This window comes from Candidatus Berkelbacteria bacterium (genome assembly GCA_016187225.1).
In the GTDB taxonomy this organism is placed as follows: Bacteria; Patescibacteriota; UBA1384; order JACPKC01; family JACPKC01; genus JACPKC01.
The window spans coordinates 44,866-70,258 of the sequence record JACPKC010000010.1 but is presented as its reverse complement, the minus strand read 5'-3'; the positions used below and the strand labels follow the sequence as shown (position 1 = coordinate 70,258).

The 25,393-nt window shown below is 48.2% G+C and carries 22 protein-coding genes and 2 rRNA genes; 2 read left to right on the top strand and 22 right to left on the bottom strand.

Going from position 1 to position 25,393, the window contains the following annotated elements; genetic code table 11:
* Positions 1–18: 18 nt before the first annotated feature.
* From mraY to mraZ, 6 genes are all read right to left on the bottom strand, one after another.
* Positions 19–1,047: a phospho-N-acetylmuramoyl-pentapeptide-transferase gene (gene mraY / locus HYW32_03110; GenBank protein MBI2589981.1), complete on the bottom strand. Its 1,029-nt coding sequence runs from the start codon at positions 1,045–1,047 to the stop codon at positions 19–21.
* 24 nt (positions 1,048–1,071) lie between these two features.
* Positions 1,072–2,232, bottom strand: a complete 1,161-nt coding sequence (locus HYW32_03105) for a hypothetical protein (protein ID MBI2589980.1) — start codon at positions 2,230–2,232, stop codon at positions 1,072–1,074.
* Between the two features lie 2 nt (positions 2,233–2,234).
* Positions 2,235–3,956 (bottom strand): penicillin-binding protein 2, encoded by a 1,722-nt coding sequence (locus tag HYW32_03100; protein ID MBI2589979.1) that lies wholly within the window; start codon positions 3,954–3,956, stop codon positions 2,235–2,237.
* A 5-nt stretch (positions 3,957–3,961) separates the two neighbouring features.
* On the bottom strand, positions 3,962–4,306 hold the full coding sequence (locus HYW32_03095) for a hypothetical protein (protein ID MBI2589978.1): 345 nt from the start codon (positions 4,304–4,306) through the stop codon (positions 3,962–3,964).
* A 7-nt stretch (positions 4,307–4,313) separates the two neighbouring features.
* Entirely contained in the window at positions 4,314–5,252 is a 939-nt protein-coding gene (gene mraW / locus HYW32_03090; protein MBI2589977.1) for a 16S rRNA (cytosine(1402)-N(4))-methyltransferase, read from the bottom strand.
* Between the two features lie 182 nt (positions 5,253–5,434).
* Positions 5,435–5,851: a division/cell wall cluster transcriptional repressor MraZ gene (gene mraZ / locus HYW32_03085; protein MBI2589976.1), complete on the bottom strand. Its 417-nt coding sequence runs from the start codon at positions 5,849–5,851 to the stop codon at positions 5,435–5,437.
* A gap of 192 nt (positions 5,852–6,043) precedes the next feature.
* Between mraZ and HYW32_03080 the strand changes: the two genes are divergently transcribed.
* Positions 6,044–6,586, top strand: coding sequence for a hypothetical protein (locus tag HYW32_03080; GenBank protein MBI2589975.1), 543 nt, complete (start codon positions 6,044–6,046; stop codon positions 6,584–6,586).
* A gap of 18 nt (positions 6,587–6,604) precedes the next feature.
* Here HYW32_03080 and HYW32_03075 read toward each other — a convergent pair whose 3' ends face one another.
* Entirely contained in the window at positions 6,605–8,164 is a 1,560-nt protein-coding gene (locus HYW32_03075; protein ID MBI2589974.1) for an MFS transporter, read from the bottom strand.
* A 96-nt stretch (positions 8,165–8,260) separates the two neighbouring features.
* Here HYW32_03075 and HYW32_03070 point away from each other — a divergent pair, with 96 nt between their 5' ends.
* A complete protein-coding gene (locus HYW32_03070) occupies positions 8,261–8,740 on the top strand; it encodes a hypothetical protein (GenBank protein ID MBI2589973.1) in 480 nt (159 codons plus the stop codon).
* A 93-nt stretch (positions 8,741–8,833) separates the two neighbouring features.
* On the opposite strand, the gene HYW32_03065 is transcribed toward HYW32_03070, so the two are convergent.
* From HYW32_03065 to HYW32_02995, 15 genes are all read right to left on the bottom strand, one after another.
* Entirely contained in the window at positions 8,834–10,129 is a 1,296-nt protein-coding gene (locus HYW32_03065; protein ID MBI2589972.1) for a glycine--tRNA ligase, read from the bottom strand.
* 20 nt (positions 10,130–10,149) lie between these two features.
* On the bottom strand, positions 10,150–10,920 hold the full coding sequence (gene murI, locus HYW32_03060) for a glutamate racemase (GenBank protein ID MBI2589971.1): 771 nt from the start codon (positions 10,918–10,920) through the stop codon (positions 10,150–10,152).
* Positions 10,921–10,923: 3 nt separating this feature from the next.
* On the bottom strand, positions 10,924–12,054 hold the full coding sequence (gene alr, locus HYW32_03055) for an alanine racemase (GenBank protein ID MBI2589970.1): 1,131 nt from the start codon (positions 12,052–12,054) through the stop codon (positions 10,924–10,926).
* On the bottom strand, positions 12,041–12,784 hold the full coding sequence (gene recO, locus HYW32_03050) for a DNA repair protein RecO (protein ID MBI2589969.1): 744 nt from the start codon (positions 12,782–12,784) through the stop codon (positions 12,041–12,043). Before recO ends, alr begins: the two co-directional genes overlap by 14 nt.
* Positions 12,785–12,814: 30 nt before the next feature.
* The gene (locus HYW32_03045) at positions 12,815–13,528 is read right to left on the bottom strand and encodes a hypothetical protein (GenBank protein MBI2589968.1); all 714 of its coding nucleotides are present in this window, start codon (positions 13,526–13,528) and stop codon (positions 12,815–12,817) included.
* Position 13,529: 1 nt separating this feature from the next.
* Positions 13,530–14,999 carry a leucyl aminopeptidase gene (locus tag HYW32_03040; GenBank protein ID MBI2589967.1) on the bottom strand — a complete coding sequence of 490 codons (1,470 nt, stop codon included), beginning with the start codon at positions 14,997–14,999 and terminating at the stop codon, positions 13,530–13,532.
* Positions 14,965–15,864: a nucleotidyltransferase gene (locus HYW32_03035; protein MBI2589966.1), complete on the bottom strand. Its 900-nt coding sequence runs from the start codon at positions 15,862–15,864 to the stop codon at positions 14,965–14,967. The genes HYW32_03040 and HYW32_03035 overlap by 35 nt, the downstream gene beginning before the upstream one ends.
* Positions 15,865–15,914: 50 nt before the next feature.
* Positions 15,915–16,799, bottom strand: coding sequence for a bifunctional DNA-formamidopyrimidine glycosylase/DNA-(apurinic or apyrimidinic site) lyase (mutM, locus tag HYW32_03030; GenBank protein ID MBI2589965.1), 885 nt, complete (start codon positions 16,797–16,799; stop codon positions 15,915–15,917).
* A gap of 7 nt (positions 16,800–16,806) precedes the next feature.
* The gene (locus tag HYW32_03025) at positions 16,807–17,397 is read right to left on the bottom strand and encodes a metal-dependent hydrolase (GenBank protein MBI2589964.1); all 591 of its coding nucleotides are present in this window, start codon (positions 17,395–17,397) and stop codon (positions 16,807–16,809) included.
* A gap of 3 nt (positions 17,398–17,400) precedes the next feature.
* Positions 17,401–18,732: a DNA helicase UvrD gene (locus HYW32_03020; protein ID MBI2589963.1), complete on the bottom strand. Its 1,332-nt coding sequence runs from the start codon at positions 18,730–18,732 to the stop codon at positions 17,401–17,403.
* A gap of 122 nt (positions 18,733–18,854) precedes the next feature.
* Positions 18,855–19,010, bottom strand: coding sequence for an SPW repeat protein (locus HYW32_03015; GenBank protein ID MBI2589962.1), 156 nt, complete (start codon positions 19,008–19,010; stop codon positions 18,855–18,857).
* A 73-nt stretch (positions 19,011–19,083) separates the two neighbouring features.
* Positions 19,084–19,200, bottom strand: a 5S ribosomal RNA gene (gene rrf / locus HYW32_03010).
* 61 nt (positions 19,201–19,261) lie between these two features.
* Positions 19,262–23,834: ribosomal RNA gene (locus HYW32_03005) — 23S ribosomal RNA — on the bottom strand.
* Between the two features lie 285 nt (positions 23,835–24,119).
* On the bottom strand, positions 24,120–24,572 hold the full coding sequence (locus HYW32_03000) for a YbhB/YbcL family Raf kinase inhibitor-like protein (protein ID MBI2589961.1): 453 nt from the start codon (positions 24,570–24,572) through the stop codon (positions 24,120–24,122).
* Positions 24,573–24,586: 14 nt separating this feature from the next.
* Entirely contained in the window at positions 24,587–25,351 is a 765-nt protein-coding gene (locus HYW32_02995) for an SDR family NAD(P)-dependent oxidoreductase (GenBank protein MBI2589960.1), read from the bottom strand.
* Between the last annotated feature and the right edge of the window lie 42 nt (positions 25,352–25,393).

The window sequence follows — 25,393 nt, the reverse complement described above, 5'->3', positions numbered from 1 at the left end:
TTAACTCAACCTAGAGTTCTAACCTCGACCAAAAAGAGCGATGACGAGACCAAGGATGGCAAAAACAGCTCCGATCACCCAAAATCGCATCGTAACTTTAGTTTCGGGCCAACCAATTGCTTCGAAATGATGATGAATGGGTGTCGAAAAAAAAATTTTCCGTCCAAAAATCTTTTTAGAAACCAGCTGAAGAATGACTGAAAATGTTTCAGCGACAAACACACCGCCGATCACTATTAAAGGTAAGGCGGTATCGGTAAGCATTGCAACTACACCCAAAGTTGCTCCAAGCGCGAGCGAACCGGTATCGCCCATAAAAAAACGAGCTGGATGAATATTGAACCATGTGTAGGCTAGAACTGCGCCAACGATTGTACCGCAAAAGGCAGCGAGTTCGATTTTGCCTTCTGTCAGCGCAATAACGGCGTAAGCTGTAAATGTGATCGCCAACAAACCGCCCGCCAGACCATCTAGACCATCAGTAATATTCACTGCATTGGCAGATGAAATAATGACTAAAATAAAGAGTGGGATATATAGCCAGCCAATCGAAAAGTCACCCACTCCAGGCACATGGAGCACATCAAAACCGAGTTTAGAGTAGAACCACCACGCGCCAACGATGCCGATTAAGAGCTGAAGACCAAGCTTGAGCCAAAATCGAATACCCTTGATCCCTGTCTTACCAGCATGAATATTAATATAGTCATCGATTAAGCCAAGCGCGCCGGCAGCCGCTAAGGTAAAGAGTGGGAGCCAAGTTCCGGCACGATCAAGATTGAAAAGCAAGGTGACCAGCGCAACCACGCCCCAAATTAAGATGCCTGCCATTGTCGGGATCCTGCGCGCCTGTTTGGCTTTATGCAGTTTGTAGAATACCGGCGCCTTTTCACCTGTTATTGCCGTGTCTTTAATTTGCTTCCAAACTCGATGAGTATAGAGATAGTCAGTTAAGATGGGCGTCAAGGCGATCGCTACCAAAAATGAAAGCGTTGTGAGCCAAAAAACAAAGGCGAGATCACTAATTGCAAGCGAGATACTTTCCATATTTACATCCTAAACAGGCGTGCGTCAGGGCGCAATGTACGGTTTCTGTTTCCAATAGCGTGTCTGGCGCACAAGAACCTGATTTGATTCACGCTGATTGGCGAGCAAACTTTCGCTTACCTTTTCCATCCGCATACTCTGCGAACCTTTCACGAGAACCAAATCCCCTTTTTGAATTTGCGAGAGCACAAACGCGGCCGCTGGAATAGGGCCAGGAAACCAGATTCCCAGTTTAGTTCGACGAAAACGTGGTCCGACCAGAATGAGTTGATCAGCCACCCGGTCGCCAAGCAAAGCAATGCCCTGATGCGCCCGGTGTTCTTCAGAGCCAAGTTCGAGCATATCGCCCAAAATCGCAACCAAACGCTTAGCCTTCTTCTCTCGCCCTAAACGTCCGAGTTCAGACAAAGCGAGAGTGGTTGAAAGCGGGTTGGCGTTATAGGTATCATCTAACAGCCAAGCGCCGTTAACCGCTTTTAGCAGGCGAAGCCGCCCAACTGGTGGTTCCCAACTTTTGAGCGCCGCGCGCGCACTCTTCGCCTGAATTCCGAAACCGTATTCAGCCACCGCAAGTGCGGCTGACCGAGCAAAATCTTGCCCCTTGCCTATCACTTTAACGACCGTTGAGTGTGTAAATTCTCGCATTGCCCAGACACGCTTGTCGTCTCCATTTAAAATTGCAATGCCGGATTTAGGCAGTGCTTTGACTAGCCAAGATTTTTCTTTCGCGACTCCCTCGATCGACCCGAGAAAGGCGGTGTGCGCTTCGCCGATGTTCGTCACCACGCTAATATCGGGACGGGCAAATTTAACCAGACGGTGAATATCTCCGGGCTGTTCGGCGCCATATTCCAAAACTAAGATTGGCGAACGCGACGTGCGCACTGGACTCATGCCCAGCAAGAGAGCGTTGATTCCAGCCTCCAACCAAGTAAGTTTAGTTTCTGGTTTAGACAGGCCAAGCACAGCCAACGGCAAACCAAATTCTGTGTTCAAATTGCCCTCCGCAACATTTATTTCACGGTCGTGTAATGTGTATTTGAGCACATGACCAATAGCATCTTTAGTGCTAGTTTTGCCAGAACTGCCTGTGATGCCGATAATCAAGGGTTTTTGCACCCTAATCGTTCGATGCGCACCCCAGGCAAGCAAGCTTTCAAGAATGTATTTAGCAAATTTTTTCATACTCATTCTGTGGGCGGGATCTTATAGTAGCCAAAAAGATATTGAGCAATGTCGTGAAAGATAGGACCGGCAGTACTTTCGGCGAATTCGGCGTTTTTAGGCTTGTCAAGTTTTACGAGGATTAGAAATTTGGGCTCATCAACTGGAAAAAACCCAATCAGTGAATGGGTGTAATCGGTCTCAGAATAGCCGCCTTGATCGGAGGCAATTTGAGCTGTGCCGGTCTTACCGCCAATCCGATAACCCTTAATGCGCGTGCGGCCATATGGGCCATTTTTAACTACCGATTCAAGCATACCACGAACTTTGGAACTCGTTTCTTGTGAAATTACGCCTTCTTTAATCGGCGCATCGGCGGCGAGAGTGATCGAACGCTCACCCGTTACCGCTTTGACGACATGCGGCGTGACAAGCTTGCCACCGTTGATGAGCGCCGCCCAGGCTCGCACGATTTGCATCGGCGTCACAGAAACACCCTGCCCAAAGGCGATTGTAGCGCGATGAATCTCCCTCCAAAGAGGCAAAGCTAATAGCAAGCCCGCATCCTCACCAGCTAGATCAATGCCGGTTTTTTCATCAATCCCAAAACTTGTCAGTTTATTTCTTAATTCTTCATTACTCATTTTGCCTGACACCCAAACCATGCCTACATTATCGGAATTTTCCAAAACCTGGGTCATGGTTTCGTTACCATAGGCTTTGTCGAGAGCGGTGTGGATCTCATAACCTTGGACCGTAACTGACTTGTTGAAAGTTTCCGTTGTATCGGGTTCGACTTTGCCGAGGTCGATTGCTGAAGCCATAATAAGTGGTTTGAAAATCGAACCGGGTTCATACGTTGTGCCAATTACCGGGTTACGAAACCGATCAGGTTGACTAGCAAACTCGGAAAACTTATTCGGATCAAATGACGGCGTTCCACCGAGGGCGATAATTTCACCAGACGTCGGATTCATAATCACAACTTGTCCACCCGACGCCCCGGATTCTTCAACACCGCGATAGAGGCGTTCCTCAACTGCAAATTGAACATTGTGATCAAGAGTCAACTCGACATCAATTCCGTCTTCGGGAGCAACTTTTTGAAGCGTCGAGATAATTCGCCCCAGAGTATCCTTTTCACCCACCACCGACCCTGAAACACCTCTAAGCTCGCGATCGTAATAACCTTCGATCCCGTAATTACCAGCGCCTTCTCGATTCACAAAACCAAGCAATTGCGCCGCCAATTGATTTTCCGGGTAAACTCGCTCATGGCGCTTTTCTACCAAAAGACCAGCAAAACCTTGGCTCACAATTTCATCGCGTTTTTCTTTTGGAACACCTCGGACAAGCGGCGGCAGATAAAGACGCTCGTTGCTAATGGCTGTCAACACCTCTTCTTTCTCAAGATTAAAAATGGTGGCTAAAATTTGAGCGGCGGCAGGTTTATCTTTGACATTCCGGGGCACAACCGAAATATCGAAACGCTCCTCCGTAGAAGCCATTGGAACGCGGCGGCCAAGTTCATAGTCTTGAGCATAAATAGTTCCGCGCCGACTTGGAAGCTCTTTTGAGATCTCATATTGATTTTCAGCTTGAGCGGCATAGAGTGGATGCTCAATAACACCCTTTTGCAAGAGTCGCCAAGAAATGAGAGCGGCAATCAGTATGACACCACCGACAAGAATATTGAGGCGTTGCCTGACAATGTGCGGGGAATGAGCCGACAGTTCATAGTTCATATGAACTATTCAACAACCTTAAGTTCTCCGGCAGTTTCAAAATCTTTTTTCAGCTCATCGCCAAGCCCTTGCTGAATACTGCCGAGTGATTGGAGACGTTGAGATTCAAGATCAAGACGCTCTACCTCATCGAGCAATTCTTGTTTTTTCTGCTCCAAAGCCTGAACCTCGTAAGATCGAGTGGCGCTTTGCGTCGTTTGGGCAAGGTAAAATAAAAGCAAGCTCGCCAGTGAAGCAATTGTTAAAATACGCAAACTTACTGGCCCGAGCTGGACCGTTCTTTCGAGAGTGCGTTTTCGAACGCCCTCGGTATATTTGCCGTTTGTTGTAAGTGGAATCGTATGCCCCATTTGCCTCCTACTTTCTTTCAATGACCCGAAGCGTACTACTGCGCGCGCGGGGGTTTAAGTTAACCTCGGCTGGTAACGGCTGCAGGCGCAGAATTCGGCCAGCTCCATCAAGTGAGCGTAAAATTCGTTTTACGAGCCGATCCTCCTCGCTTTGAAAACTGATCACTGCCAACCGACCGCCGGATTTTACCACTCGCCAACCACCACGAACGCCAGCCACGAGGGCACCGAACTCATCGTTCACAAGAATTCGAAGTGCCTGAAAAACCAAGGCCAACAAACGTGGAGTTGAACTGCCAATCAGCGCAACTAAATCACTGGTGCGCTCAACCGGCGTCTGCGCGCGCCCCGAGACAATTCTTTCAGTTAAGCGCCGAGCAATATGAATATCGCCAAAGCTCCGCAACACATTGGAAATTTCTCCCGCCGACGCTGAATTAATAAATTCGTGCGCCGACCGGAAGCGCCAAGCTCTCACAGTCCGTGCGAGCGCCGCGTTTCCGGTCCATTTATTTGGGTCACTATCGCTGGAAGTAAAATCATGGGGAGTAAACGGCGTGAGCCGCATATCTAGCAAGGTATCAACTTGAAAACTTACGCCTTGCTCACCCGTATCGATTTGCCATGAAGCCAACCCCAGATCAAAAAGAACGCCTGCGACTTCGGTGTAACCATGATCTCGAGCAATCGCCTCGAGATCGCGAAAATCGCCTTGAACAAGATTAATTTGCGAGTCAAATTCTTTAAGGTTAATGCGTGCGCTCACCAAACCTTTTGCCGAACGCTCAATCCCTAATAGTCTGCCGTGCGGACCAATATTTTTAAGGATCAGGGACGCGTGTCCCCCCAAGCCCAGCGTGGCGTCGATCGCCTCGTCTCCGGGCAACAACTTAAGACTTGCGACGACTTCAGAACCAAGGACGGGGATATGTGTAAGCGGGCGCATAATAGACGTATTCTGCTTTCATGTGCCGGAACGCGGCGTCCTAATTTCCCCTCCGAAACTGGGACGCCAGCGCGCCCGGACCCAACCCAAATCAGTTGTAACTTGGATCAGGCACCCCTCCTTTTAACTGCCCCTTGAGGAAGACGGGGTGAAAGAGTTAATGCCTCCCTCACCAATTTTCCTCAAATTGCCAGGCCTTTTAGATCTTCTTCCGGCGTAAGCTCTGTTTTTTGTTGCTCCCAAGTCGTTTTACTCCAAATCTCAATTCGGGTATAAACACCCGCAATCACGACTTCTGTTTTCAATTGAGCAAATTCACGCAGATACCCGGGCAGAAGAACGCGACCCTGTTTATCGAATTCGACTTCAGCCGCGCCAGCAAGAAAAAAACGTGAGAAACGCCGCGCTTTAGAGTCGGAGAATGGCAAATTAGAAATTTTGTCAGCTATTTTTTCCCATTCGTGACGCGTGTAAAGCGCTAAGCAACCGTCGATGCCTCGAGTTATAAAGGCACCCTCTTCCAGTTCGCGACGCAGGCGGTAAGGGATCGCGAGGCGACCTTTGGGATCAAGTGTGTGGGTGTACTCGCCGACAAACATGGTATCTTTCAGTTTTCCACAGATTTTTATGTTTTCCCCACTTTTTTCCACATCTCCCCACGCGACACCACTGACAATACCTTTTGGGGTCAGAAGTAACAAGTGGAAAACCACAAACAGGCCAATTACTCTTGCTTTCAATTCTATTTTCTCCTAGGATGCCCGTACTTTCTTCGAGAGGAAGGTATTAAAATGGCAAGTGGGCAACGGCGGCGACGCGGCCACAATGAGTACGAGGTCACAGTTGACCTTGTGCTTACACGCGAGAAGGCGGGTGATTTTGTGGGTGGAGTGTATATCAATTTCACTCCCGACAACATTCATCCGGCCTATCACTTCACGTCGGAAGAATTCGAGGTGGAGATTGTTACCAAAGAGTATTGTGATCTCTACTACTGTAGAGAACAGGAAAAACTTCTCCTGGGGCGAGTGACGGCGAGAAGAGTGGATTTCCCGCTTCTCGAGTCTCGAATTATCTCCGAACTCATCCTCGTGAACGTGGCGCTCGCGTTAGATGAGATGAAAAAATATCATAAACGCGATCCGTGGCAACCGATCTTGCCCGCACTCAACACGCGTTGGCGCAAGATCAATCAGCCAATCTCATACGATTGGGCGGTCAAGGCTCACGGCGAACCCAAACCCAGAGAGATAAGTGGCGAGCTCCACGTTTTTTTGGCCGAACCCCACTTAATCGTTCTCCGGCAGGCGCTTGAGCTTGGTTGCAAGAAATAGAGACCCTTGAAACAGGTCTCATAGAGGCGTTAAAGCCTCTTTTCTTTTTGGATTCGGCGGTGTTTTATACGCTGGCAGAAGAAAGATCGCAATTAAAGCGGCTCCAAACGCTAAGGCTGAAGCAATATTAAACATTTTTTTATGCCCTAAATGCTGGGCATTTTTAACACTCTGCTTAATTGCTTGGCGCGCAAAATCATCAAGTGAAACCGAAAAAGTGATCGGCTCTAGGTTCTGCGCCGCTTTTAGGATTGAAATGCGATCCTGTGAGAGTAAAATCACGCCATTGAGTTCACGCACGAGTTCCTGCTTAGTCGCGCTCATCATGTTGCCCAAGAAAAAAGTTGCCACTATCAAGAAAGTCAGGTGGCCAAGTCCGGCGTTCAATCTTGAGGCGTGTTCAATTTGCTCTTCTTCAACTTGCAATGCCGACTGTCTAAGCGAGGCGCGAACGAAAGGCAAACCAAACCCCAAAAGAATTACACCTGGCAAGATGTCGGAGAGGTAAGGAGCAGTGAGGCTAATCCGGGCAAGTTCCATAAAACCCACGGCCATCAAAATTGCGCCAACCAAAAGCGGAAGTCGAGCGCCTAAACGATCGGTCATTAGATACGCCGGCCCCCTCAATATCAACGCGCTTAAGCCGGGCAAAGCCAGAGTGAGACCGATCAAGGGAGGAGAAAGTTTTTGAACCTGCTCAAGCTCAAGCGTCAAAACAATCAGAAAAATACCCAGAGCCGAAGCAAGTAAAAGACTCGCGCCGTTGGCGCCTAAAGGCGTTCTTGATTTGAAAAGAGTTAAGTTTATCAGAGGCGCGGGAGCGGCTAATTCAACGAAGATAAAAACAACTGCTATAACAAAGCTCGCCGTCAGCGCCAAGAGCACAGAGAAACTATTAGGTCCTAAATTGGGCAGTTGAATCGAGGCAAAACTTAAACCGAAAAGTATCAAGGCCAGGAGAATCCAGCCTAGCCAATCAATCTCAATTTTTGAGCTTGCGGGTTCCTCAATCGCACCTTGCTTTAAAAGCGCTCCGCTCGTAATAACAAAAACGAGAATCTGAAACCAAAACACGGCTGGCCACTCTCCTTTCAACATTAACCAACCCGCAATCAATGGGCCGAGAGCGGCTAGAAGGACAGCGCCTAAAAACCATATGCGCATCATATTTGCCAACTGCGTTTTAGCAGTCACTGCTTTTAGAAAAGTCAGACTAATTGACAAAAATAAACCGGCTCCAAGGCCAATTAGAATTTGAGCCGCGAGTAATGAAGTTAGCGCCCAGGCATCAATGGCGGCAATTGAGCCGAATATAATAAAGATTGAGCTTAAAATCAGCAAGTTTCGCATTGAGAATCGCCTGGCGAGTGATCCGGCCACGAGAAATGCCAGAACAAATGGCAACGTGCGCGCCACCAGTGTCCATTCAATGTCCATTGCGTTCAAAGAAAATTCTTGAATTAAAAACGGCAGAATTACAAACAGTACCGGGGTGCTCATTGCGGCCACACCGGCTCCAAGCGCATAAACCCAAATTAAAAGTCGGCCGTTTGGCGAACTGGTTTTCAATTGCCCCATCCCCCTCCTTCATATTCAGTATCTCGATGTCTTTCTATGATATTATCATACTGCTTGTGCTCACTCACGAGCAAAAAGCGAACGGAGGAACTGAATATGATCTTTGGAATGGGGGCAATAACCCCTGTCACAGAGGTCCGAGAAGCCTTCGGGCTTCTCAAAGAGTGTGGCGTCAGCACCACGGGCTTTGACGCCACCAACGTTGCCGAAAATGGCAACGTTCACCAGATCGTCCAATTGCTGGTTGGCGATCGGCACAGAAGATGTTCGCCAGACGAGCGAAGCGAGCTTTTCGAACGCGGACTGCGACTGTACGCCGAGATAACAGTCGGCAACCGCCGCGTTTCACGAATAGCTCGCGAGGCCATCTGTTGGGCTTTCAATCTGCATCCGATTAAAGCCCACTATGGTCGATCTTTCCAGGATTTCCTGGTCAAAATCCTGGAAAGATACGTCGCGGCGCCGTTCGACATCGATGAACTCGATGCGATCCTCGCAGGTCGGCAAAAGCCTGGATTGCCAATCTGTGAAGAAGGCGAGATCGCGTGCCTGGAACACGAGACCTCCGGATGGTGAGAGTAGAAAATTAGTCGAGGCAACATCAGACACTCGACAAGTTTTTTTATAGTCACCCTTTCTTTAGCCTGGCGCATCCTCCCGCCAGGTTTTTTATGCAAGTGATTCTTTAAGTTTAACAGCGAGTTCGGTGCGATGAACGCGTTCCTGTTTAAGTGTGTCGCGCTGGCGGATCGTCACAGTGCCATCTTCTTTGGTTTGAAAATCGACTGTAACGCAAAATGGTGTGCCAATTTCATCTTGACGGCGATAGCGTCGTCCAATCGAACCCGACTCATCCGTTTGAATATAACCAATTCTGCTTGTGCGAAGTTCCATCGCAATTTCACCCGCAAGCTCCGCCAGCCCTTCCTTTTTGACAAGCGGAAAGACTGCGACCGTGATTGGTGCAACTCGCGGATGGAGTTTCAAAACCATCTCCCCCGCTTCGCGCCCATCGGTTCCATCAGAAATCATGAGACCCTGCACAAGAAGAGCCATCAAAAGGCGATCAAGTCCGAGTGTTGGCTCGATCACATAAGGAATTATTTTCTCTTTAGCTTCCTCATTAAACCAGGTTAGGTCTTTGCCTGAATGCTCAATATGATTCTTCAAGTCGTAGTCGGTTCGATTAGCAACGCCGGCAAATTCGCCCCAGCCAAAAGGAAATTCATACTCAAAGTCCATATTGGAGGCGGCATAGTGAGCCCGCTCATCCGCCTCAAGAATTCGAATTCGAACTTTATCACCACTCAAACCAAGATCGGCAAAAAAAGTTTGCCATTCCTTGACCCAAACATCGTTCCAACGCGCCGCGTCTTCAGGTAAGACATAATACTCAAGTTCGGCAATTTCGAGTTCACGCAATCTAAAGATAAAATGACCGGTCGTAATTTCATTCCGGAAATTTTTGCCAATCTGAGCAATGCCAAACGGAGGGTGCAAACGGAGAGCATCGGCAACAAGTTTGAAATTAGTAAACATTCCTTGGGCTGTTTCGGGTCTTAGATAAACTAGGTTGCCCTCATTCTCGATTGGCCCAGCGTAAGTCTTAAACATAATATTGAACTGCTTTGCTTTAGTCAGGTCATGCTTGTGATCTTTTGCCTGTGGTATCTCGTGATCTGACCGAAACCGTTCGTGACAGATTCGACACTCAACGAGCGAGTCGCTAAATCCTTTTTCGTGGCCGGAAGCCTGAAGCACTTTTCGATTAGTAAGAATAGAAGCCTCAATCGGAATAACATCCTGGCGACTATAGATAAACCGCTCGAGCCAAAGAGTGCGTAAATTTTGCTTCATAAGTGCCCCGAGCGGACCGTAGTCCCAGACAGCTCCAAGACCGCCGTAAATCTCGGCCGAGGGGAACACAAACCCACGCCGCTTGGCGAGCGAAACGAGTATCTCCATAAAATTTTCTGAATATTTTGTCATTGCTTGCATTGTATACCCGTGACTTGCGACGGGTAAAGAGCGTTTAAGTTAATGGCTTGCCCCAAAAACGAAACTTTTTTACTTGCTCCAGTCGTAAAAAATTGATTGGTCGGCTTGTGATCTTTCAAATTCAAAGCAATCGCCTGGCGCGCCGCTTCAGCGACCGTTCCTTCGGCTCCATCGAAAATTTCAAGGCCTGAGCAGATGCGTTGAATAGCCGGAGTTAAAAATGAAAAGTGAGTACATCCAACTACAAAAGCGGTCGCACCAGCTTGAGTTGGTGAACTTAAAATATTCTTGAGCGCGGTCAAATCATCGAGTTCACCGCGTTCAACTTGGCGCACCAAATCTGGCGCGCCCAGGTGCCAAACTTGTTTGCCAGCGGCATAACGGTTAATAAGCGTGCGATAGCGTCTATTCCGTACCGTCGAGTTCGTACCCAAAACGATGATATTTTTATGTCTTTTGGTTGCGGGCTTAACAGCCGGCTCCATACCAACGATAGGAAGGACTGGGAATGTTTTGCGGAGGAAGTTCACTGCGTTCAGGGTGGCTGTATTGCAAGCAATTACTATCAGCCGCGAGCCTTTATGAACTAAAAATTCAACTATCTTTTTTGTGCGCGCTTGGATCTCACTTTGCGTTCGCTCGCCATAGGGCGCAAAAGCCTGATCAGCTAAATAAATAAAAGAATTCTTCGGCAAGGCGCTCTGCAGGCGCTTAAAAACAAACAAACCTCCAACTCCTGAATCAAAAATTCCGATCATAAGTTATTGAATATACGATCGTTGGATGTGTATTGGCAATCGACTAACTAACTCATAGTGAATAGTATTAATTCGATCCGCCTGTGCCTGCGCAGAAGCAGGCGAAGTTTGTGAGGCTGATAATAAAATCACCTCGTCGCCGACTGTTACCCGTGGCACATGCGTAACGTCGATAAAAGTCACGTTCGTACAAATTCTGCCGACGATTGGACACTCTGTATCCAGCACCTCAACAACTCCAATGCTAGAAAACTTCCGATCCAGTCCGTCAGCATAACCTATTGCTATTAATGCAACGGTCGCATCTTTGATCGGTTTCCACGAACAACCGTAACCAACAGGCTGATTTGCCTGAACCTTTTTAAGCTCGGCGATCGGCTCGCTCCATTCGAGCGCTGGTTGAAGTCGAGCTGTTGGATGGTCAACTCGACGGGCAATCTCGGCTGACGGCCAGAGACCATAAATACCAATCCCTGAACGCACTAAATCGAGATGGCTTTCTGGCAACATTAAAATTGCGGCCGTAGCGGCAATGTGGCGCAATAAGTCTCCATTTTTATGCGCGCCGAGGCGACGTGTCTGTTCATCAAAATTGTCAAGTTGAAGCCGAGCATGGCCAAAAGCCACTTCTTCGACAGCCGCCAAATGTGAATAAACTCCGATCGGGCTAAAAGCCGAGTTTTGTCCGGAATGCGCTGATCTTAAACCAATAAATTGAGCGAGCTCCAAGAGTTCAAGGCTTGTGACGCCAAAACGATTGAGCCCGGTTTCAATCTTGAGATGCACGCGAAGTTTCTTGCCAGTCGGAATTTTTGAGCGCACCTTGTGCGCGTGCTCAAGATTGATGAGTGGAATATCGATACGATAGTGAACTGCGTGAGGAATATCTTCGGGCGGCACGTAGCCGAGTACAAGAATTGGCGCCGTGATGCCCGTATCGCGTAACTGGACGCCTTCACTCACATGGATCACGCCGAGCCAATCACTGCCTGCTTCAAGCGCCGCTTGAGCGACCTCGATTAGACCATGACCATAGGCATTATTTTTAACGACAGCCATGAATTTGGCAGGCGCCGCCGCTGTTTTCAAAATCCGAATGTTCTCTCGGATAGCGGCGAGGTTAATTGTTAGCATGTGCGATTAACCCTTGAAATGGGATTGGCTTCTCCAGGGCGTGTTCTAGGAAAGCGCGAGTGACCCGCTCAAGCTCTTGAGTGATTGCTTTCGGGACTACTAGGCGCCGCGCAAGCATTTTTGGCGCCTGTTCAAAAAGACGTAAAAGCTTGAGTGTGGTTGCGGTAACTGGAATGTGGATTGCTTCGCTCATCAGGCAATTCACACACAGCGCACCGCCTCGTGTTGGGCATAGACCGAGATGAGTTGGTGTTAATGCTTGAGCACAATGACTGCACCGATGTAATTCGGGCCGTAAGCCAATCGCAAGTAAAATTTGCCATTCAGTTTGACGAAGAATCAGCTCGGCATGGGCGCGGGTCAAGGTTGTGAATGTCTCGATTGCTAAATGATAGAGTCGGGACGATGTTTCACCCTCCGGTAAAACTCGATCAATGAGTGTGGCGATATAGCCAGCCGCACTCGTTATGGACAACTCTTTTTGCAAGTTTTGAAAAGATACGACTGTTTCAGCGCTGGAAACAATGTACCAAGTTCGACCTTCAGCGAGCACCCAATCAACCAGATAGAATAATTCTAAATGGCCGACCAATTTGCTCGTTGGCCGACGTGAGCCTTTGGCGATTGCCGTAATTTTACCGAGACGCGGCGTCAGGATAGTAAGAATTCGATCCGCCTCGCCGTAAACCCGACGCTTGAGCACAACGCCACGAGTTTTGAGTATGGTCATAGGTGTATCCTCTCTAATCGTCTGCTGACACTAGCCAATACGAGCGAGGGCAAAAAAATTTTTGAGAACCTTGGGCGCTTCTGGAGAAGCCTGAAAATCTCCGCGGGCTTCTTCAAGAGTTTTACCTTTCAAATAACTCGGATAAAGTTTTAGTCGTTCAATAAGATCGTCAAGAGTGAGCTCGGGATGAAATTGTAAACCATATGCCCGCGATCCAATGCGATAGCCATCATTACAGTGTCGGGCGCCGCTGGCAAGATGAGTTGCATTTAGTGGCAGTCGCATAACACAATCTTTATGCCCATGTTGAGCTATGAAAGTTGCTGGAATACCTTGAAAAATTGGATCAGCTTGACCATTTTCAGAAAGACTAACCTCAAAACTCCCAATTTGAGATTCTTCGTGATTTTCCTCAACAGGCATACCTAAGTGCCAAGCTAAAATTTGATGGCCAAAACACATACCTAAAAATGGCAACTCTCGTTCTAAAATTTGGTCGAGAATAGGGCAAAGTTCATCTAAAGCGCATCCAAGTTCAGGAGTGGGCCGTGAAAGCTGGAACTCGCCCGAACCGCCCAGAATGACCGCGTCATAATCAAAACCCGCCGCCTGTACCGAACCTGGCTCTATAATCGGATTAACAACTGTCAAGGTTTTAACTGATTGACCAGCATGCGTTTGCACACAGTATTGTTCATGCGCCTGCGAAGCATCAGTCCGACATTGAATAAGCAGAATTCGCATTTTATGCCTCTGAAATGCATGAATGAATATATTCAATCAGGAGACGGACTCCCCAGCCCGTGCCACCCTTTGGTTCATAGGAGCGAGGGTAAGAACGAATGGCCGGTCCAGCCAAATCGATATGCGCCCAAGGCAGATCTTTGGGAACGAATTTTTCTAAAAACGCCGCCCCTGAAATTACCCCGGCATTGCTCTTTCGGCCAACGTTTTTAACATCAGCGATCTCGCTTTTAACATGCTCTCGGTAATCATCGGTGAGCGGCAAACGACACAGCTCTTCTCCAGTTACCGTACCCGCCTTTATTATTTGATCAACGAACGTAGAATTATTGCCGATTAAGGCGGCCTGCTCTTCGCCCAAAGCAACGAGAGCGGCGCCGGTGAGCGTGGCGCAATCGATTATCTGATCGGGTTTAAAATCGGCGGCGTAAGTAAGCGCATCGGCTAAAATCATGCGCCCCTCGGCATCGGTATTAGCAACCTCAATTGTTAGGCCAGCTAGCGTAGTCACTATATCTCCAGGCTTAAGCGCGGCGCCGCTTGGCATGTTTTCAGTCGCTGGTACGATCGCGATGACGCGAATTGGGAGCTTGAGCTTCGCGATTGCAGTTACGGCTGTGAGTACAATCGCGCCACCAGCCATATCCATCTGCATGCCCTCGATCCCGCGTTCAGGCTTGAGATTGATGCCGCCGGTGTCAAAGGTTACACCCTTACCAACAAAAACAACTGTTTTCTTCGCGGCTGGCGGTTGATATTGCAGAGTGATGAGTTGAGGTTCTTCATCCGAACCCTGGGCAACGGCTAGAAGAGCGCCAAACTTTTTGCGCATCAGTTCAGGCAATCCCCAAGTTGCGATTGTGCAATGCTTGATGCCACTCATCATCGTTCGCGCCGCTTGAGCAAGCCTCTTCGGTGTCATAATATTACTCGGAGCATTCACAAGGTCGCGCGCAATTCGCACACTGTCAGCAATAATTGCAACCCACTCAAGAATCGATCGGGTCTTGGCAAGCTTCTTGTCACCGATTAAAACAAGATGTTCAAGTTCTTTATGATCTTCTTTTTTGGAACGATGTTTTTCATATCTATAAGCCGCTAAAATCGGCATTAGCGCGGATTCATAGAGGACAGTCTCATTAGTTTCCGGCAGGTAGATTCCAATTTTACTCGCTGACAACTTAAGACTCTCACGCGTCCCAAAAGCGACCGAGCGCCGCAAGCGTTCAGTCAAGGCAATGTCGCTTTGAGTATCACCCAAACCCACTAAGATAATTCTCTCAAGAACGCCTTGATTCGGGAAAATAGCGACGTGCTGACCAATTTTTCCCTGAAAACTTGCAAAAGCTGTTTGGGGGATTTTAGATTGCAATTCGGCCGGCATTTTAGATGCGCCACCAACTGCGAGCGGTACAATTAAGGCTTCAAGCGCAAGTTTATCGAGCGCCTGACTGTGGAATGAAATCTTCATATTGCTCCTTTAAGGCGTTAAGTGTTTGACGAACGTTTTCTCGATCTTCTTTAAGTGTCATGCCGAACCATCTGGAATTGGAGCTCAAAACCCGCACTCTAGCTTGCTGGGTCTCGATAAGGCGACTGACAACAGTTGGAATAAAAAATTCAGCTTTGAGATCCTGGCCGCGCGCAGTAAGAAATTCTAGAAACTGCTGACGCAAGTGCTTGAAAATTGTCGGCTGGAAAGCCCACATTCCCATTGAAACTGTTTCGCGGCCAGTCAGCGCCTGGCGCTGATCATAAGCATCGAGATAATAAATTTGATCATCGTCAATACCGATCCGAGTTAGTTCAGTCACGTTCGTGAGATAACTACCTTTATCAAGACGGCAGATGCCGCGTGAGACTGTCCCGTGCTTTGAGAGAGTGTTTTTAAGCGTAAAACCAACCAAGCCGTACTCATTCGACGAACGTAAAAAATTTGCAATCACCCGAAAAGATTCTCGGCCATAAAAATCATCCGCATTCACCACCACGAAAGGTTCTTGAATCGCCTCTTCGGCAACTAAAATTGCATGTCCCGTTCCCCAGGGCTTACTGCGCGCGGACGGTAGATTGAATCCAACTAGCAAATCGCTCGTGAGCTCTTGGCGCACGTACGCAATCTCGCAAACTTTAGCATATTTCCTGCCGATTTTCGTTTCAAATTCCGCTTGCAGAAGTTTGTTAATTACAAAAACAATTTTGCCAAAACCAACCTCCAGGGCATCGTAAACTGAATAATCGATAATTGTCCCCAGCGAACCAACGAGATCAAGCTGTTTAAGTCCGCCGTAACGACTGCCAACACCTGCCGCCAGGACAAGTAAAGTCGGTTTCATTTCTTGAGATTACCGACTGACAGGAGAAAAGACAAGGAAGTTATGACAAATTATTTCTGGCACACTGGACAAAAATGTGTTGAGCGTTGACCAATTCGAATTCGTTTAATCAGATGCTTACATTTGAAACACCTTTGCCCTCTACGCCCATAAACTTTTAAGTACGCTTGCATCTTACCGGGCGTGCCCTCGCTATTTAGATAGGTATTGACACTAGTGCCGCCCCGAATAATGCCTAAGCGCAAAACATCTCGAATGGTTCGATGTAATTTTGCGATTTCTTGGATTTTCAAAGATTTTGCCAACCGTTCGGGTTGAATGCCAGCTCGAAACAAAGCTTCGTCGGCATAAATATTTCCGACCCCGGCGGCGATTTTTTGATCCATTAATGCTTGCTTGATAGGAATCTGTCGCTTCTGCAACCGATCTTTTAACCACTGAACCGTAAAATCTCCTTCGAGTGGCTCTGGCCCGAGCATTAACGCTTGCAAGAATTCTTCGATCGACCGATGTCTGCTGTCCGTCTCTTTTCGCCGAGTAAAGAGACGCATCCAGCCGAATTTGCGCAAATCGTTGAAATATAGAATACCGTGGCTGAAATTAATGACCACATGCGTATGTTTGTTAGGCAACGATTGAGTGTAAACCTTCTCCGGATGCCCACCGACGAAGGATTTTTTGCTTGATAAAAATATCAATTGTCCCGTCATTTTAAGATGAATAACTAACATCCAGCCGTTCGATAATTCAATCAGAATCAACTTTTGCCGTCGCCTCACCGATAGGACGCGCGCGCGAATGAGGTGCTTTTGAATATCTGCCGCGTCTGCAAGGAAACTCTTTTGATTCGACACCTGGACATTGATCACGGTTTGATCGACTAATCGCTTGGCCAAACCTCGCGCGACTATCTCGACTTCAGGTAATTCAGGCATATCGACACTACCGACATAACCAATCTGACAAAATCAAGCAAAGGCGATTCGAGTAATTGGCGAGTAGAAAAATAAAACCAAGAATCGACACCGGGAAAACAACTAAATTCTCAAACCACTTGCCTGTTAGGATACGCGCTCCATGCAGTGGTCGAGGCGGAAAACCCATGTTGCCGCCCAATGGCCAAAAAACCGGGATTCCCTGAACGGTAACTGAATCGGCAATTAGGTGCGCAATAAATCCAAGTTGGAAACTTTCGAGGAAAATAACTTGACTGACAAAGCTGTCTGGACGAATGAGCGCCGTGAATAACCAGCCAACGATCCAGGTAAATAAGAGAAACCCAAGAATTGAGTGTGAGAGATTACGATGACCACCAAGCGTCTTGGCAAGCGGCCTATTGATGATCTTCCCAAGCGGCACTGAATCCCAAAAATTCGATGTCGGTTGATCGATGTCTGGCAAGATCGAGCCAAAAAACGAACCAAAGAGAAGAGTGCCAGCGACCGACCAGGTAAGATCAATATCGGGATGAATCACAAAAAATCCGACTGTGGCGGTCGCGAGTCCAAGAATTTGGTGAGTTTTATCGGTCATAGACTACGCCTTTTGAAATAACGACGTCTGCTTTGGCTGATGTGAAGGAAGTTCCAAAACGCCATAAACTCCATCATAACCGGGGCGCATGCAGACGTTGCCAGCGCGCATCGCGGCGATAATTTCGGCAAAATTCTCCGAACTTGCCTCGCGTACTTTTTCGACTGGAGCATCTAGCAGCACATCAAACTCCGGGCCAAGCGAGCTTATGAGCGAGGTGTAAAGTTTATCGACTGCTTTGGTCTTTTTACCGACTAAAAGCAGAGCCGAAGCAATATCGCGAATGGGAACGATCGAGAGAAAACGCGGCGCGCCATCGGGCCTGAAGCCAAGCGGACGATCAGCCAGGGCATCAATCCTCGAGAGAACGCCGACTGTGACAGGTTTGCCGCAACTGGTACACATACCTTGGTGTCGTTTGCGCTCTTCTGGATTCCAGTTTACCCCACAGAGACGGTGACCATCGTGATGATATTTACCCTCTTCGGGAAAGAACTCAATCGTATAGTCAAGATAATTCATGGTTTGTGATTTGTGTGTTTGATTATTTTGACGTCTGATCGGAGCGGCTTCCCAGATCATTTTAGCAACGAGGCCAAAGGATAGATCATCTTCGACATGGAAAACCGTCGCTTCGCGGCCGAGGTTATCTGGTGAATGGCCATCGGAACAAGAAATAAGCGCGACTGAATCAAGCGCGGAGAGTTGCCAATTCATTGCCGGATTCGAACTCATCCCCGTTTCAATCGCCGGAATTCGATCGACGAGATCGGCGCCAAAACACTCTTCAAGTGAATCAAATCCCGACTGTGAGCCAAAAACCGCAAACCATGGCGTCCAAGCATGCGCCGGAATTATTAGCATCCGTTCATCAACTGACCATGCCAATTCGGCCAGGGTCCGTGCGCTCATGCCTAAAATTGGCCGGCCGTCAGCGCCGAGTTTACCATGGGGAGTAAGAGTTTTGGTCAATTTTTCCGCAACCTCAAGATTTGGCGCCACCACAACAGTATGCATCCTTCGCAATTTCCCATTCTGACTCCAAATCGTCGCGATTTCATGCGTGAGGGTAAATCGCACCGGTCGAGGTTCTTTCACCGCGTATGGCAGATCAACTCTGAACTCATCTCGAAGTCTGTAAATCCCCTCCCCATCTTCTGTTAACTGTTTTCTGATCTCCGATAACCAGACTGGGTGAGTAAAATCGGCGGTGCCAACAAGATCGATACCCTTAATCTGTGCCCAAGCCGCAATTATTGGTAAAGTCAATCGTTTTGAACACGCCCGCGCAAAACGTGAATGGATGTGGAAATCAGTAATAATTCTCATCGGCATTCAGTCTACGGTATCAGATATTGCATCAATCCCTAGATGTAGTCTCTCAACTACATCACGAGGGCTTTAGCCAGTGATAACGCTTACCAGGTTGCTTCGCCCCGCATGAACCAAGAACTTACTTATGACTCCGTATTTGAGAGTCCATAAATTGAGACTATGACCAAAATAAGCCCCGCCAGAATATTGCTCCAAAGTCCAGCGGCGTTGTCGGAGAAACCTAGAAGCCACGGCGAGATAAAAACCCAAATACCGAGGATAAGTGTGATCCAATGCATAAACCTCCTTATTTTGATTACGAAATTAGTATACCAAAAAAGACGCAAACGCGTCTTTTTCATCTAGCCAGAGTGCCGGCGCCGACTTACTGTCCCACAGCCTTGCGGCTGTAGTATCATCAGCGCTACGGAGCTTAACTACCGTGTTCGGAATGGGAACGGGTGTGTCCCCCGCGCACCAGGCACCAGCACTCTAGCTAAATTATGTGAAGTAGCGATCACCACGATCAACGAACCTCTGCGGTTCTCCGAATACTGCGACCATTAGTACTCTACGGCTCCAACGCTTACGCGCCTTCCACCTCGAGCCTATCAACGTCGTAATCTCCGACGGGTCTTAAAGAAACCTAATCTTGGGGCCGGCTTCCCGCTTAGATGCTTTCAGCGGTTATCCGAACCGGACATAGCTACCGAGCACTGCCTCGGGGTGAGACAACTCGTACACCAGCGGTCCGTCCATTCCGGTCCTCTCGTACTGGGAATAGACCCCCTCAAGTTTCAAAACGCTCACAGCAGATGAGGACCAAACTGTCTCACGCGTGTTGTTCCACCATTCCTGGTGGCACGGACTATATCTTCACCCTCTTTGGAAGAAATAATCCAAAGGAGGGGCTGACGTATTATCCCTCGCCTACGAGGAATCCCGACTACCATTCTTGCGAGTAGTCGAAGTCTCTACGGGGAAAAGATCGTGTTGGTGCAGGAAATCGATCACAGTCGCAACGGTATTCGTTCGTCGTTTTGAATACGAGAACGCTGCCGTCGCATCTACCAGTCTGCCAAGACGAACGAGTTCGTTTGGCGTCATGGTGGCTGGATACGAATCAATCAAGTGAATGATCAGTTGTGCTAATTCCTGTTTGAGACGAAGGAACGGAAGCAACAGTGCAACAATGTGTCGCACGTCACGCAATCCAACGATGGTGTATTCAGCCATACCGTCATTCCGCTGACGGATGTAGCCAATATCTAGCATCGATTTGAGCCAAGAAAGGATCTCTTGGTGAGTCTGATTCTGGTAAAAGACAATGCTTGTCCGCACTTGGTAGCCAAAAATGTAATCTTTTCGACGAACCAACTGCGCCATAATGCAACCATCACCATCTAAAAATCCCGCTATGTAGGCTTTCTCTTCGTTCGTCACGACCTGATCTTCCCTCGGTATTGCCCTTTCCAACGTTTGGTCGTTGGTGATTGGGTTTCACCGATTTTAGTCAGATGTTGATACGGTAACCGACGGGTTGGGTCGGTTGTGTGCGATGTGCACCCGTATCCTACTCCATTTCAAGAGTAGAGCGCAATGTAATTTACGTTCTGAACCCAGCTCGCGTACCCTTTTAATTAGTGAACAACTAAACCCTTGGGACCTGCTTCAGCCCCAGGATAGGATGAGCCGACATCGTACTTTAATCCATATTTACATATGGTGCAGACTATATCTTCTTCCTATTACTAGACAGAGGCCTAAGCCATGTCTAGCTGACAAAATAGGAGGTGGCGTGTTATCTCGAACTTGCGTTCGAAATCTCGTCTTTCGACTCAGTCGTTACGGGGTCATATCTCAATTTGTATTGGAAGCAAGATAAAACGTAAGGGCTAATAATTTGCATTAGTCTTTTCGTGCTTTCAGTATCAACGTATAAACGCCAATACTGCTTATCTCGACTTAATGTCGACCTAATTCCAATCTTCTTTAGTTGCCGCCGCAAGAGACATTGCTCTGCGATGCGAAACTGCTGGGTATTGAAATAGGTTGCATTCCGACATCGTGTTCCATCATCCATAAACCAAACTGCCAAACCTTTGGCATCTAGCTTAATATTATCTGGAAGCTGTTTCTTCTGATTTGGGTAAAACCAGCGGTAATAACTGGTAAAAATCGGAAGGCTACGAGTCGTAAACCGATACGCAACACGAACGCCTTTACCGAGGCGTGATTTTGGTGGTGTTAAAACATACTCTTGAAAGTGTTTCCACTTCCAATCAACATAGGTTTTAAACTTGACTGAATGGTTCACTTCAAATAAGGCGTTCTTTCTTGCGCCTTGTTTGCGTAGTGTACCATCGCCTAGCATACTTCCTACCAAAATCGCGTGTTGGATTGAGGTCAGACTTCCCACGGTATCGCCCTTCTTTACTTCATTGTACCACTGTAAAGAGTGGGGGTTCACCGTTATAAGCCACATTTTTGGTACAGAATTACTCCTGCAGCACCCCAATGTTAAGGTGCCAAACAGCGCCGTCTATGTGGACTATTGGGCGCTATCAGCCTGTTATCCCCGGGGTAACTTTTATCCGTTGATCGGTCCGACTGTCATACATGCGGACCGGTTCACTATCTCCTACTTTCGTAGCTGCTCGGCGTGTCAGCCTTGCAGTCAAGCACTCTTATGCGATTGCGCTATCATTCCGATTTCCATACGGAATTAGAGTACCTTTGAACGCCTCCGTTACTTTTTAGGAGGCAACCGCCCCAGTTAAACTACCCACCAGACACTGTCTTCTGTTGGTCCTACCAACAGAGTTAGATTCACGCGGTACCAAGAGTGGTGTTTCATTGGCGCGTGACGCTCCCACTTACGCTACACAAAGTAGCACGTGAACCAATATCAAGCTGTAGTAAAGCTCCACGGGGTCTTTCCGTCTTGCTGTAAGTAACCGGCATCTTTACCGGTAGTGCAATTTCACCGAGTCCCTCTTAGAGACAGTTACCAGACCGTTACGCCGTTCGTGCGGGTCAGAATTTACCTGACAAGGAATTTCGCTACCATAGAACAGTTATAGTTACTGCTGCCGTTCACTAGGGCTTAAGTTCAGACCTCATCCAAGTAAACTTGGAATCAATCCTCCCCGTAACCTTCTAGCACTGGGCAGGCGTCAGCCCCTATACGTCCCCCGAAGGGTTTGCAGAGACCTGTGTTTTTGGTAAACAGTCGCCTGGCAAACATTCGCTGCGACCTGACTTGCGTCAGGTAGGCTTTATTCCGAAGTTACAGCCGCTTTTTTGCCGAGTTCCTTTAAGAGGGTTCTCTCGTTCACCTTAGGCTCCTCGCCTCGTCCACCTGTGTTGGATTGCGGTACGGTTTCCTTTGCCAATTAGTCACGCGCTTTTCTCGTCTCCCGCTCCCCTCATCACTCATAACCATACAGCGTGATGAAGCTTGAAGAAGCGTCCCGCGTGGGTACAACAAAGGAAGTTCAGGAATATCAACCTGAAATCCATCGCCTGCTGGTCAGGCTTAGGACCGACTAACCCCGGGTCGATTATCGTAGCCCGGGAAACCTTGGACATTCGGTGAGCAGGGTTCTCGCCTGCTTTTCGTTACTCATGCCAACATTCGCACTTCATATCGCTCCACGGTCGCTTACGCTTCCGCTTCACTGCAATACGAACGCTCCTCTACCGCCAGCGCAGAGCGCTGACCCATAGCTTCGGTATCTATCTTGAGCCCCGTTAAATTTTCGGCGCGACAAACCTCGACTAGTGAGCTGTTACGCACTCTTTGAAGGGATGGCTGCTTCTAAGCCAACCTCCTAGTTGTCTTTGGTTCATCACATCCTTTTCCACTTAGAAAGAATTTTGGGACCTTAGCTGATGGTCTGGGTTGTTTCCCTTTTGACACGTGGAGCTTAGCCCCCACGGACTGACTCCCACGCAATAGCTAACCTGGTATTCGGAGTTTGGCTGGATGCGACATCTTGCGACGCCGAAATCCAATCAGTGCTCTACCCCCAGGCGCCTACGTGAGGCTATACCTAAATATATTTCGAGGAGAACCAGCTATCTCCGGGTTCGATAGGCGTTTCACCTCTACCCACAGTTCATCCCCCAGTTTTACGAGGCTGGTGGGTTCGGACCTTCTCTCGTCTTTCGACGAGATTCATCCTGACCATGGGTAGCTCACCCGGTTTCGGGTCTTGTCATCGCGACTAAATCGCCGGTTAAGACTCGCTTTCGCTGTGGCTCCGGAACTCTCGTTCCTTAACCTAGACCCGCCAAAGGCAGGCCGGCCACGACGACAAACTCGTTGGCTCATTCTTCAAAAGGCACGCCGTCACCCGAGCAAGCTCGAGCTCCGACTCCTTGTAGGCATACGGTTTCAGGTGCTATTTCACTCCCCGGCTAGGGGTACTTTTCACCTTTCCCTCACGGTACTAGTTCACTATCGGTGAGAAGAAGTATTTAGCCTTCGATGATGATCCACCGGTCTTCCATCGAGATTTCACGTGTCTCGATGTACTTGCATTTTGCTCAAATTAAAGAACAAAACGGCAACGTTCAGAACAAAAAAGAATTTCGCTTACGGGTCTCTCACCCTCTTTGGCTGTCCGTTCCAGGAGCATTCAGCTATTCATTTTTGCCATCCCGTCGCAAGGCTGGTCCGCGTTCGCTCGCCGCTACTAGCGGAATCACAAATTTCAGAGGACGGATGACAGAAAACGGAGGTCGGAATCCGTGATAAACGAACACCTACATCCGATTCTGAAATCCATCATAAAATTTCACTCAAAACAGAGTGTTTTGTTTTCTCTTCCTCTGGGTACTAAGATGTTTCAGTTCCCCAGGTGCCCGACATCAGGTTTGCCCCTCCACAGTGAATCCGCTTTAAAAACCGTCGTACGATCCGTTAGTGTCTGGATCTGACGGTGGAATTACTGTGGGGGAGCAAACCTGACGTCTCCTGCTCTTCAAGCAGGAAGGTTTCCCCATTCGGACATCTTCGGATCAAAGGTTGCTCGGCACCTCCCCGAAGCTTATCGCAGCCCGCTACGTCCTTCGTCGGCTTCTTCTCCCAAGGCATCCACCATACGCCCTTAATGTATCCGGAGAACCGCAGAAGCTCTTTGCTCAATACGATTCCCATAATTTTCTCGGTGTGATTGCCACTTCACTTTTAGAACCATATTGTGAAAGTTCGGCTGATCACCAGCTCTCCGAAATATTTACTTCAGGACAGCAGGCCATCGGACATAAAAAACCGCCGACCGCGGCGGAAAAACACCAAAAAGTGGTGAGCCTAGACCGCGCGTTTCCTCCAAGTTGTTGGGTTAACACTCATGCCTATTTATATTTCTACCGATGTTTTGAGGGGTTGTCAAGCGGTTGGGCTAAAATTTCTTATAGCGACCAATCAGGGTCGCAGTAGTCAAGATATGCCCCTGCATCGCCGAGACAAGTTGACGTTTTGAACTCCCTGGCGTGAGAGTTAATTTAGCATCAAGCGCGTAAAGCTTGAAGAAATAGCGATGTTCGCGATCTGGTGGGCAGGGACCGACGTATTTTTGAGTATTTGAGGTTGTCTGGCCATACACTCCTTTGGGTTCGATGCCTTCCAAAATTTCAACTGTTTTTGGATCGACATTCCAAATCACCCAGTGATCCCACATGCCATCGGGGCGAATTGAACGCGGCACATCTGGATCTTCCATAATCAAAGCTAAACTTTTCACCTCAACTGGCACATCGTTAATTGTAAGTGGCGGGCTTAAACTTTCTCCCTGGCAAGTATACTGCCTAGGAATGGAGCCATTATTCTCAAAAGCTGAACTCTTAATCTGCATATCATAATTGTAAATTATTTACGGTTCGAAAGCGAACGAACTGGCCTGCGAATTAAAACGCCTGGCAAAATCCGCAAAATCGGCACGATCAAACGCCATGGCCAAGGAAAAACCCAATGTGCTTTCTTTTGCTGAATCGCCCGTTTTATTTCAACCGCCGCCTGATCGGCGCTGATTAAAAATGGATACCAACGCTTACTCCCCGTCATCTCGGTTTCAACAAAACCCGGATAAAGAGTTGTAACATGGATATTGTAAGGCTTGAGATCAAATCGCCAACCATTCAACATATAACGAATGGCAACCTTTGAAGCCGAATAGACTCCGCCGGGCAGACCCCTAAAACCGGCGATTGAACTCAAAACAGCCAGGTGACCGCGCCGCGCGGCCACCATTGACGGCAAAAACGCCCCGACCGTGTTAATAACCCCGTTCACGTTCGTGTTGATAATCGTAGTTAATTTTCTCGGATCGGTTTGAACTGGATGCGCCCAGCCGCCAATGCCGGCATTAGCAATCACTAAATCAATCCCGCCCGCACTTTTTACAAATTTTTGGGCGACGCATTCAGTTGCATCGATATCCGTTATATCGAGTTCATAAATATACGCTTGGGCGCCACGATCTCGAATGTCCTGAGCGACCGCTTTAAGTTTTTCAACGCGGCGCGCCGCCAAACCAAGAATTATATTCGGTCGGGCATACGCGCGCGCCAGCGCGGCGCCAATTCCGCTCGAAGCGCCAGTAACAAAAATCCGAGAATAATCCATAATTTGCATTTTGACACTCTTAGCCAGAACTTGTCGAGTAATAAATGTATT

Bases quoted from the DNA above. Each gene is read 5' to 3' on its own strand.
- mraY (MBI2589981.1), bottom strand. From the start codon at position 1,047: ATGGAAAGTATCTCGCTTGCAATTAGTGATCTCGCCTTTGTTTTTTGG.
- HYW32_03105 (MBI2589980.1), bottom strand. From the start codon at position 2,232: ATGAAAAAATTTGCTAAATACATTCTTGAAAGCTTGCTTGCCTGGGGT.
- HYW32_03100 (MBI2589979.1), bottom strand. From the start codon at position 3,956: ATGAACTATGAACTGTCGGCTCATTCCCCGCACATTGTCAGGCAACGC.
- HYW32_03095 (MBI2589978.1), bottom strand. From the start codon at position 4,306: ATGGGGCATACGATTCCACTTACAACAAACGGCAAATATACCGAGGGC.
- mraW (MBI2589977.1), bottom strand. From the start codon at position 5,252: ATGCGCCCGCTTACACATATCCCCGTCCTTGGTTCTGAAGTCGTCGCA.
- mraZ (MBI2589976.1), bottom strand. From the start codon at position 5,851: ATGTTTGTCGGCGAGTACACCCACACACTTGATCCCAAAGGTCGCCTC.
- HYW32_03080 (MBI2589975.1), top strand. From the start codon at position 6,044: ATGGCAAGTGGGCAACGGCGGCGACGCGGCCACAATGAGTACGAGGTC.
- HYW32_03075 (MBI2589974.1), bottom strand. From the start codon at position 8,164: ATGGGGCAATTGAAAACCAGTTCGCCAAACGGCCGACTTTTAATTTGG.
- HYW32_03070 (MBI2589973.1), top strand. From the start codon at position 8,261: ATGATCTTTGGAATGGGGGCAATAACCCCTGTCACAGAGGTCCGAGAA.
- HYW32_03065 (MBI2589972.1), bottom strand. From the start codon at position 10,129: ATGGAGATACTCGTTTCGCTCGCCAAGCGGCGTGGGTTTGTGTTCCCC.
- murI (MBI2589971.1), bottom strand. From the start codon at position 10,920: ATGATCGGAATTTTTGATTCAGGAGTTGGAGGTTTGTTTGTTTTTAAG.
- alr (MBI2589970.1), bottom strand. From the start codon at position 12,054: ATGCTAACAATTAACCTCGCCGCTATCCGAGAGAACATTCGGATTTTG.
- recO (MBI2589969.1), bottom strand. From the start codon at position 12,784: ATGACCATACTCAAAACTCGTGGCGTTGTGCTCAAGCGTCGGGTTTAC.
- HYW32_03045 (MBI2589968.1), bottom strand. From the start codon at position 13,528: ATGCGAATTCTGCTTATTCAATGTCGGACTGATGCTTCGCAGGCGCAT.
- HYW32_03040 (MBI2589967.1), bottom strand. From the start codon at position 14,999: ATGAAGATTTCATTCCACAGTCAGGCGCTCGATAAACTTGCGCTTGAA.
- HYW32_03035 (MBI2589966.1), bottom strand. From the start codon at position 15,864: ATGAAACCGACTTTACTTGTCCTGGCGGCAGGTGTTGGCAGTCGTTAC.
- mutM (MBI2589965.1), bottom strand. From the start codon at position 16,799: ATGCCTGAATTACCTGAAGTCGAGATAGTCGCGCGAGGTTTGGCCAAG.
- HYW32_03025 (MBI2589964.1), bottom strand. From the start codon at position 17,397: ATGACCGATAAAACTCACCAAATTCTTGGACTCGCGACCGCCACAGTC.
- HYW32_03020 (MBI2589963.1), bottom strand. From the start codon at position 18,732: ATGCCGATGAGAATTATTACTGATTTCCACATCCATTCACGTTTTGCG.
- HYW32_03015 (MBI2589962.1), bottom strand. From the start codon at position 19,010: ATGCATTGGATCACACTTATCCTCGGTATTTGGGTTTTTATCTCGCCG.
- HYW32_03000 (MBI2589961.1), bottom strand. From the start codon at position 24,572: ATGCAGATTAAGAGTTCAGCTTTTGAGAATAATGGCTCCATTCCTAGG.
- HYW32_02995 (MBI2589960.1), bottom strand. From the start codon at position 25,351: ATGCAAATTATGGATTATTCTCGGATTTTTGTTACTGGCGCTTCGAGC.